General features: G+C 61.9%; 9 protein-coding genes and 1 pseudogene. 7 read left to right on the top strand and 3 right to left on the bottom strand.

The genetic code is table 11. From position 1 onward, the window contains the following. Positions 1-113 precede the first annotated feature (113 nt). Positions 114-491: a hypothetical protein gene (locus MAMT_RS03775; protein ID WP_142659687.1), complete on the bottom strand. Its 378-nt coding sequence runs from the start codon at positions 489-491 to the stop codon at positions 114-116. Positions 492-590: 99 nt separating this feature from the next. Between MAMT_RS03775 and MAMT_RS03770 the strand changes: the two genes are divergently transcribed. Continuing rightward, positions 591-1,265 (top strand): acyl-homoserine-lactone synthase, encoded by a 675-nt coding sequence (locus MAMT_RS03770; RefSeq protein WP_178086904.1) that lies wholly within the window; start codon positions 591-593, stop codon positions 1,263-1,265. Here the strand turns inward: MAMT_RS03770 and MAMT_RS03765 are convergent. Further along, the gene (locus tag MAMT_RS03765; protein WP_178086903.1) at positions 1,226-2,095 is read right to left on the bottom strand and encodes a helix-turn-helix transcriptional regulator; all 870 of its coding nucleotides are present in this window, start codon (positions 2,093-2,095) and stop codon (positions 1,226-1,228) included. The genes MAMT_RS03770 and MAMT_RS03765 overlap by 40 nt on opposite strands. Before the next feature lie 320 nt (positions 2,096-2,415). Further along, positions 2,416-3,165 carry a response regulator transcription factor gene (locus MAMT_RS03760; protein ID WP_142659684.1) on the bottom strand — a complete coding sequence of 250 codons (750 nt, stop codon included), beginning with the start codon at positions 3,163-3,165 and terminating at the stop codon, positions 2,416-2,418. 652 nt (positions 3,166-3,817) lie between these two features. On the opposite strand from MAMT_RS03760, the gene MAMT_RS03755 reads away from it, so the two are divergent. The 6 genes and pseudogenes from MAMT_RS03755 to MAMT_RS03730 form a co-directional block, all read left to right on the top strand. Further along, complete coding sequence (locus tag MAMT_RS03755) at positions 3,818-4,120, top strand: PqqD family protein (RefSeq protein ID WP_142659683.1); 303 nt, start codon at positions 3,818-3,820, stop codon at positions 4,118-4,120. Then, positions 4,117-4,548 carry a lasso peptide biosynthesis B2 protein gene (locus tag MAMT_RS03750; protein ID WP_142659682.1) on the top strand — a complete coding sequence of 144 codons (432 nt, stop codon included), beginning with the start codon at positions 4,117-4,119 and terminating at the stop codon, positions 4,546-4,548. Before MAMT_RS03755 ends, MAMT_RS03750 begins: the two co-directional genes overlap by 4 nt. Further along, positions 4,545-5,390: a hypothetical protein gene (locus tag MAMT_RS03745; RefSeq protein WP_142659681.1), complete on the top strand. Its 846-nt coding sequence runs from the start codon at positions 4,545-4,547 to the stop codon at positions 5,388-5,390. Before MAMT_RS03750 ends, MAMT_RS03745 begins: the two co-directional genes overlap by 4 nt. 2 nt (positions 5,391-5,392) lie before the next feature. Next, positions 5,393-7,297 carry an asparagine synthetase B family protein gene (locus tag MAMT_RS03740; protein ID WP_142659680.1) on the top strand — a complete coding sequence of 635 codons (1,905 nt, stop codon included), beginning with the start codon at positions 5,393-5,395 and terminating at the stop codon, positions 7,295-7,297. 462 nt (positions 7,298-7,759) lie between these two features. Beyond that, a complete protein-coding gene (locus tag MAMT_RS03735) occupies positions 7,760-8,356 on the top strand; it encodes a class I SAM-dependent methyltransferase (RefSeq protein ID WP_142659679.1) in 597 nt (198 codons plus the stop codon). 339 nt (positions 8,357-8,695) lie between these two features. After that, positions 8,696-8,993, top strand: a pseudogene (locus MAMT_RS03730) (hypothetical protein); the annotation flags it as partial.

Here is an 8,993-nt window from a genome sequence, read left to right as displayed (position 1 = left end):
GCGGCGCGGCCAAAACCGCGCCGTTCTTTTTTGGTTCACCCTCGCCCTGCCGAAGGCCTCAATCTCAAAAAAGGAGGGGAAATCCCCCTTTTTTCCGCACGGTCGGCCGCGGATCAGCGCTTCTCGCTCCCTTGATGCCGAACTTCCAGAAGCTCAAGCCGCTTCCGAAGGAGGTCGATCGTCGTGGCTAAATGCGTTACGGCTTGCCAGAGCCTTGCGTTCTCGGAGGCAGGCCGCGTCTCTCCCTCCCGGAAGGACAGACCTTCGCCTCCGATTCCCATAAGCTCCCGGACCGCCCGCTGAGCACGCTCGATCTCCTCCTGCAAAGGAGCCTCCTCAATCGCCCTCTCGCGGGGAGCTTCCGCTCTCCAGCCGAACTCCTGTTCTAGACCGAACAACCCCTCCAATTGCGGCGGGCAGTTCACCCAGCCCCGCAGCAGACGCGATGCCCGGCGATGAACGTCGTTCCCCTCCGTCTCTCCCTTACGCATTCGACCCATAAGAGGAGCAACGTACCTCCCATCCGGCAACAGTGTAACCTATCCCTTCGGGTAGTTTTTTTGCCCCCTTCTTTTCCTCATGCTCCCGCGATGCCTTACCAACCGATTCATCTGCATGAGCAAGAGTTCTGCCTCCGAACCATAACCAGCGAAAAGGAAAAGGAACTCGCCTACCGCTTCCGGTATCGAGTCTTCTGCCGCGCGCTCCGGTGGATCTCCCCTTCCGCCCCAGGGATCGACAGGGACCATTATGATGACGCGGCAACGCTCCTCGGTGTTTTCGAGGACTCAGGCGAGCTTCGCGCGATGGTCCGCATTCTGCCGCCTACGGGCACTTTCATGCTCGAAAGCGATTTTGCCCCGCTACTCGCTCCCGAGCATTCCGTCCGCAAGGCTCCGGACACGATCGAACTGACCCGGTTCGCGGTCGACCCTGAGGCGGTGCAAACGCGCGGGCTCTCCCAGAAGCTCTCCCTTCTACTCTACAAAGGCCTCTACCAGTGGTGCCATTGCAACGCGGTCCGCTATGCCTACCTGGCGGTCGAAAAATATTTCTTTCGAGCGATCCAGTTGGCCGGCTTTCCCTGTCGCCGGATCGGTCCTCTCGTCCCGCTGCCTCCGGCCAATGTGGAATCGCTCGCCGCGATCTTCGACATGGAGGTCTTCGCCTCCCAGGCGCATGCAAAGCGTCCGCAGTTGGCGGCTTGGCTGAGTGCCGGTCAACCTCAGCACGCGCCGTGCTCCATCGCGAGCGCGACCGCATGAGAGCGATTGGAAGCGTGCAGCTTGCCCAAGATATTCTTCACATGAAACTTCACCGTAGCCTCACTGACGCTCAGGATCCGGCTGACTTCCCAGTTACTCTTCCCCTCCCTCATCCAGCGCAACACTTCAAGTTCCCGGAGCGAGAGCGCATCGACCCGGGCCGGGTTTGCGGGAATCCCACTCACCCGAATCAGAGCGTTGCTCAGATGGGGCACCAGATGGGCGAGCACCGCTCGGTGACGGACTGCCCCCTCAAGTTCCCTGCCCGAAACAGAGAAGAGCGTAGCTTGGGAACCTGTCGGATCATGGAGACCGCTGGTTAAACCAAAGGTCATGCCAAAATCTCTCGCTTCGCGCACAAAAGCCCGGCTTTGCCTGCTTTGCGCCGACTGAAGCAGCGGAGACCAAGCAACCATTTGGAAGCTTTGCGCATATCTCTGCAGAATAGGATCGATCCGCCCATAGCCATGACAAAAATACTCCCGCAACCACTCCTCCGGATAATCGTGGACGACGCTCGTCGCTAGCCGCGCCTCTTGGCGCCCTGAATCGAACTGGCTCGCCACCGCGAGGATGCTCGTAGCGGGTATCACCTGCGCGACGCGAGCCAAGAGTGCCGGAAACCCCAATGGATCACGAAGGGAGGCCAGCGCATAATCCAGTTCGAGCAGTTCTCCTAGTTCCCTCTTGGTGAGGAGCGCGTCCAAGCTCCTCCCGGAGTGCAGCACTGGAGAAGCGACGCGCTTGCGCGTGGCCACGCCCTCCCTCCCCATGCCTGAAAGCCGCAGCCGGGAAGAGGGGATTTTCCACTGCCCGCTTCGGTCCGCCATGGCTGCGTCCGATCGACCTTTCGCAGGATCGGACCGGAGGGCAGCGGGCGAAGAATTTGGCAAGTTCCCTTGCCCCCGAGTTGCCACCGACACAACAGCCGAATCCTTTGATTTTGCCATTTGCTCTATGGTCTTAAGATGACTTCGCACCGGAGCGCCCATCTCCTTGCTCCAGATGCCATTCCGGCATCTGCAGCGGGTTCCCTAAAGATCTCTTTACACTGAGGACATTTCCCTTTGGTTGTCAAACGCCGAATTGCGCTAAAGATTTTCCGCGTTCCGCTCTTACGCCGACCCAGCCGGTGCACCGGATTACGCTCTCAGCCTAGCGGAAGCAGAAAGATGGCATCGTCCAGCTGGTAACCGACGCCTCGAATGGTACGAATCGGATCGAGTTCCTGATCGTGTCTCAACTTCCGACGTAAGTTCGAGAGATGGACGTAGATCACCGACTGGAGGGGGCTGACCCGGTTCGGTTCTCTCCAGACGTCGCGCGCCAGCATTTCCGGCGTGACCACCTCCTTGACATGCTGGATGAGATAGAGCAGAAGCTCGAATTCCTTCGAGGTGAGAGGGATCTCGCGCGTGCGCAGCCAGACGCGCCGCGCTCCGATGTCCATCGTGAGTTCGCCGATCGTCTTCCGCAATCCCGTCTTTTCCGCATTTCGCCGCAGGAGTGCCGTGACTCGTGCAACGAGTTCGGCTTCGGAAAGATCCAATGAGGCCACATCATCCGCCCCATGAGCCAACGCCTGGATGGCGTGAGTCGAAGAGTCGCGGGGGCCCAGCACCAATTTTGCCAAGTCCCTATGGCGCCCCTGCAACACCTCCAGCAGTTTCTTCCCGCTGCGGCCCACTGGTTCCGACCCGATAATGACAAGGTCGAAGGATTCGGTCGCCAATTGGAAAAAGGCCTCTTCGGTCGTCCGCGTGACCACGCACCGATAATGGTGCTGGGATAGCGACTGCTGCATCGCTCGCGCTCGCCGCGCCTGCCGCTCCACAATCAAGATCGCTGCGGTCGAGCCTCCCCAGCGATCCGCAGCCACTCCTCCTTTGGATTCAGTCACGGTTCCGACTCCTCACTCCGGCCGTCAACGAAACTGCGGATCCTCATCGGAATGCGAATCAACAGAGCCGGCCACGCCACGAGAGCGCTGCTTCGATGGCAGCGCACCACGGGAACTTCTCGCCCGATCGTTCCAAAGGGGGACTCCAACATTGCTGCGCTCAATGAAGGGGTCAAGGTGGCGAGCATGTAAGGCAAATCCCGAGGAGTTGTCAAGGGTTATGACCGTAGGAGAGCCGACGACGCTTCGTTATGGGACTTCTTGTCGTCCTCGCTACGAAAACATGGTTGTCCTCCTTGGGAAGGCGCCCCTGTTTCCTCTCCATGCAGAACTCCCTCGCACACGTGCACGGGCCGTTCGTCACCCTATCCCTCCTACGCATTTCACTTCTGCGGGCTATGAGGACCGCTTTTATGCCAAGCTAAATACGCGATTGGGTACTTACAATTATACGTTAATAGTCTAAAGAGCGTTTTATATCCGTTGCCTCGGGAGCTCATAGGTGAACTCCGTTCCTTGGAGAGAGCAGGCCAACTTTGGGAGTAGAGAACCAACCCGGCAGTGCGATAGCGAGACGCCTCACAAACTATCTAAAGCGATTCTTTGAGTATTACTCTCGCTAGGACTCCCCCTTGCGGGCAAGGGGTGATACATGTCTTCTCTGCCGAGTCCTCCGGTGACGACGCCGCGCTATCGCATCCGGGAGTCGGTGCTCCACACGCGCTTGGAGACTGAATCCGTGCTCCTGGACCTCGATTCCGGCCGCTACTTCTCCCTCAACTCGGTCGGAAGTCGCATCTGGGATCGACTGGCGGAGGGCCCGAGAACCATCGACGATCTGCTCTTCGAGATCACCAAAGAGTACGAGGTCTCGCCGGAACAGGCCGAGCCGGATCTTCTGGCGCTGCTCCAAGAACTCGTCCGCCACAAGCTGCTCGAACCCACGGATTCATGAACCGAACCTCGGACCCGGATCAGAACCGTGCCTTTCCATCCTGGTCCGAACTCTTCCTGGTCGCCGAGGCGTGGCTGACGCTGCTCTGGGTCGCGGCCACCCTTCGAACCCGCTGGCGCAAACGTCTGTTCGTGATGCGACCTTTACCAGCGGAGCGCCGGCCGACGCAAACCCAAGTGCAGCACGCGGCTCGATTAGTAAATGCGGCGGCGAACCGTCATCTCAAGCCGATGACCTGCTTGGAACGCGCCTTGACGCTGCAATCCGTCCTGAGGCGACGCGGCTGCCGGGCCGCCTTGCGCTTCGGAGTCCACAAGGACGAGAACGCCCATTTGGCGGCGCATGCGTGGCTCGAAGGAGTCTCGGGCCTCAGCGATCCCTTAAGTTCCCGGTTCGTCCCGCTCGAACCCCTTCCGGAACGCTCATGAGCGAGCTGGCACCACCTCGTGTCGACCTGCGGGATCCGTTCGCATTGGCCGGCACCCTTGCGGGCGCTCGGATTTGGTGTAACCGCCCGATCACTGGCCTCCCTCAACTCGGCTACCACGACCTCGACGTCGAAATCGCTTTTCTCTCCCGGGACGATGCCAAAGCTCTGCCGCAGCACGGGAAGGGCGCGGCGGCAGGAGAAACGATCCCACTGCCCGACGCGACGGGTTTGACCGGCTGGATCGCCAAGGATGGCGGCTGGGGGGCGATCGAGGAGGATCCCAACGCTCCACAGGACCGTGTCGTCCAGATCCGTCGGGTTCTCCCCTTTTTGGCAGCCCTCCAAGGACGAGTCACGCTCCATGCCGCCGCGATCGCCTCCGCCGCCGGCGTCTTTGCCTTTGTCGGGGAGAGCGGCGCCGGAAAATCGACCCTTTCCCGCTGCCTCGCGGAACTCGGCTGGCGCATTGCGGCCGACGACCTCCTCCCCTGCCGGACGCGGGAGGGCATGGTAACCGTACCGCTCGACGAAGACCGATCGTTCCCTCTGCGGGGAATCTATTTTCTCTCCCGGCAGGAAGGGCTGCCTTGCGTCCGCCGGATCGCTCTCCCCGGAGCGCATTGCCTGAAGCGGCTGCTCGTGCACGGCTTCGGCGAGATCGCCGAGAGGAAAGCCTGGGCGGCGCAATTCGGGCTCTACGAGAGCATCGCCCGTACCGTTCCCGCCTTCGACCTGATCGAGCCGGACGCGCTGTCGCGCCTCCGCCAGAACGCCCTCGAGGTGAGCGCGCTGCTCAGCGAGCCCGCGGCGCAAACCGCTTGCCGCCTCGGGAGCGGCTGACGATGGCCGGCATCGCAGGCATTATCCGCTGGGACTCGGAGCCTGCCCCTCCCGACGGGATCGAGGGCATGCTGGAGACGATCCGGCACCGCGGCCCCGACGGCCTCTACGCCGAGACCCGCAAAAACGTCGCTCTCGGCCATGCGCGCTTCCTCCTCCATGAGCGGGAGCGGAACAAGACGCAGCCCGTCTGGCTGCCCGACGGCTCCATGGGCTTGACGGCCGACGCCCGCCTCTACAATCGAGCCGAGCTTGTGCGAGTTCTTGGTGCGGTCCCCTGGTTCCGGGAGATACCGTCGAACGCCGAGCTGCTCCTCGCCGCCTTCGAGCGCTGGGGCGAGGAGTGCGTCACCCGGCTGCGCGGCGACTTTGCCTTCGCCGTCTGGGACGAAACGAGGGAGCGCCTCTTCGCGGCCCGCGATCCCTTCGGGGTGAAGCCCTTCTTTTATCAGGCAAACTCCCGGGGCATTGCGTTCGGCTCTGAACCGAAGCAGCTCCTCCGCCTTCCGGGTGTCGGTTCCGAGCCGAACGACGGCGTGATCGTGGACTACCTGGTCTACGGCTCCCACCGCGCTTTCGAGGAGACCTTCTTCCGGGACGTCCGGCGTCTCCGCGCCGGCCACACCCTCCTCGCCCTTCGGAACGGCGTATCGCAAAGGCGATTCTGGCCGGCCTCCGTGCCCCCGGAGGATTTCCGCGGTTCACCCCAAGAGTGTGCCGAAGCGTTCTCCATACTCTTCCGCGAGAGCGTCCACCGAAGGCTCGAGATGGATGCCCGGGCAGCCGTACACCTGAGTGGGGGCTACGACTCGTCCGCGGTCGCCGTGGCCGCCGCAACCACGAGCTCCCCGCGGTCGCCGAAGCAGCGCCCCTTGACCGTCTCCCTCCTCTACCCCGGGCTCGCCTGTGACGAGAGCCTCTACAGCCAGGCCGTGGCCGCACAAACGGGCCTGGAGCATCTCGAGTGCATTGCGCCATTGGAAGACCCTAGCTCCGGCCTTCTCGACGAGATCCGGAAGGTCGATTGCCCCATCTCGGACATCCGCTGGCAACAGTGGGAAGCGCTCGCCTCCTTGATGAGGGGGCGCGGCTGCAAGGTCGTGCTCACCGGCCTGGGTGGAGACGAGCTGGTTTTGGACCCCGATTACGAATTCGATCTCTGCCGCTCGCACCAGTTCCTCAGCGCCCTGTGGTACTGCTGGAGCGACCCTCGGGTGCTCTGGACCAAAGCAAGGAAGTTCCGCCTGATCTGTCTTCTGCGCCGTTCCGTGCCCCAGGAGATCAAGCGGCTCTTGCGGCGTGGGGATCCGCGTCCGCCCATACCCATCCCCGACTGGGTCAACCCTGCTCTCGTAGAAGAGCATCGATCCTATCTCGAACGAACCGCCTCCCATCCGAACGAACCAACCTTCCCCGATTTGGCCCGCGAGACGATCGCCCGGTGGCATATCGATCCGGCCGCTCTCTGGGTGCTCGAGTTGGAGGAATGCTCGTGCTCGTACGCCGGCTTTGAATCCCGCCACCCGTTTTACGACCAGGATCTGGTTGCCTTCGTCCTCTCGATCCCCTTCCGGACCCGCTTGCAATTGCCCGCCGTCTTCAAGACCCTGCTGACGACCGCCCTGGGAGATTCCCTGCCGGCGGTCGTCCGCAAGCGGGGTTCCAAAGTCCATTTCGATTACTACGCCCTGGAACTGTTGGGGAAGGCGTGGCCCGGCCTGTCGTGCGCGCTTTCGGACCCGGCCCGCCTCGCCTCTGGCCGCTATATCGTTTGGGAACAAGCCGCTCGGCATTGGAGCCGCCCGATTTCGGACGAGCTTGCCTGGTTTACGTCGGCCCGGCCGTTCTGGCAGTTAGCCGACCTCGAAATTTGGTTGCGCTCGCTGCATCACTGCTGTAATAGATAGGCGCGGAGAAAATTAACGTTTGAGGAGGATCAATCAATGACACAAAACAATGCCGGGACAAATGCTACAGGTAGCTACTCCCCCGTAACCAAACAGGCCTACGAATGCCGAAGCTGACCCCATCCGGCCGAATGGCCGAGGTCACGCTAAAATCGGGCATTCCCCTGGATGGAGTGAGTTCGCAAAGCGGCAATCAGTCAGGGAAGTAAGAGACCGAGACGGTCGGCTCCCGTTGACGGTTTGACTCGATGTTGCACCGCGCCGGATTTGTCTTGACTCACGTGCGCCACGGCGGACAGACCCTGGCTCGCTCTTACGCAGCCTCGGACAGCGACTGGTCTGGCTGCGCTTAATCAGGGCATTTGGTTCCGCCTTCTCGACGATCCTGACATCGACGAACTCGGACCTCTGCGGTACGCCCGCCTGGACATCTACCGAGCGGAAGGCTACAACCTTTCCGGCTTGATGCCGTGGGAGGAGCGTGTCATTGCTTCTTATTTCCGGCCCTCTTCGTCGCTCCTCGTTGCTGCTGCAGGGGGCGGCCGCGAGGCGATTGCGTTGGCGCGCTCGGGCTACCGGGTCGATGGCTTTGATTGCACCTCGCAGCTTGTGGAAGGCTACCGGAGGCTCATGGCCCGGGAGAAACTCCTCGGTAAGGTCGATTGGGCTGCCGCCGGCTCCGTGCCCGCAGAGATCGGCGAGAGCTACGACGGCCTCCTCATCGGCTTTGGCGGTTACATGCACATCCCGGGGCGTAGGAACCGCGTCCGTTTCCTCCATTCCTTGCGACGTCGTGTCGCAGCGGGAGCTCCCCTGCTCCTCTCCTTTTTGATCCGTTCCGGTCCTTCCCGATATTTTGCTTGGATTTACGCGGTCGCGCACCGGCTGCGAACACTGCGCCGCAGCCCCTACCCGGTAGAATACGGCGACTCTCTCTCCATGACATTCCGCCACCATTTCACCGAGGAAGAGATTCAGGCCGAGTTGGCGGAAAGCGGCTTCGAGCTTTTGGAATATCGGGAATTCCCCCATGGTCATGCCGTGGCTCGCGCCGTTTGACTCGCATCCGTCTCGCACCGCAAGCGGCCGCTTCGCTTGCGGACGACATCTGGTGGCACTCCCTGAACTCGCATGGTAATGGCGGATGGCCCTCATCCAAGACCGCGATGAGACCCAGAAAGGAGCCTCTCCCGGCCGCAGATTGCGACTCTTCCCCTTTCAGGCGGGTTCACGAGAAACGAGGACGGGCGACCGACGCCGTCCAGTCGGGTGTCCCTAGCCGACCCGCAAGTCAGAGATTCTCTCGGGTGGAGTTCGTCGGCAACGGGTTGATCGATCGTAGCGCTCGGTTCCCGCGATGCACGACTGAGTCGACCATGCTCCCAAGCCGGCTTTACCATGGCTAGTCAGAATCCACCCCGTTCGCTTCGCGTCCGTTGCTACGCGGCTTGGGATCTCTGGTCGAGGCGCATTTCGACCGGTTTGGATCTGCTCCAGCAGGGCCTTTGGCTCGGCCTGCTCGACGACCGTCACTTCGACGAGCTCGGACCTCTACAGTACGTCCGCTGGGCAAAATATTCGGACGAACGCTACAACCTCTCCGGCTTACAGCCGTGGGAGGAGCAGGCGCTTTCGACCTATTTTCGGAGCGGTTCCTCCCTGCTCGTCGCCGCAGCGGGGGGCGGACGCGAGCCGG

Origin of the sequence: Methylacidimicrobium tartarophylax, from assembly GCF_902143375.2 — a bacterium.
Taxonomy (GTDB): Bacteria; Verrucomicrobiota; Verrucomicrobiia; order Methylacidiphilales; family Methylacidiphilaceae; genus Methylacidimicrobium; species Methylacidimicrobium tartarophylax.
This window is presented reverse-complemented; position numbering and strand designations above follow the sequence as displayed.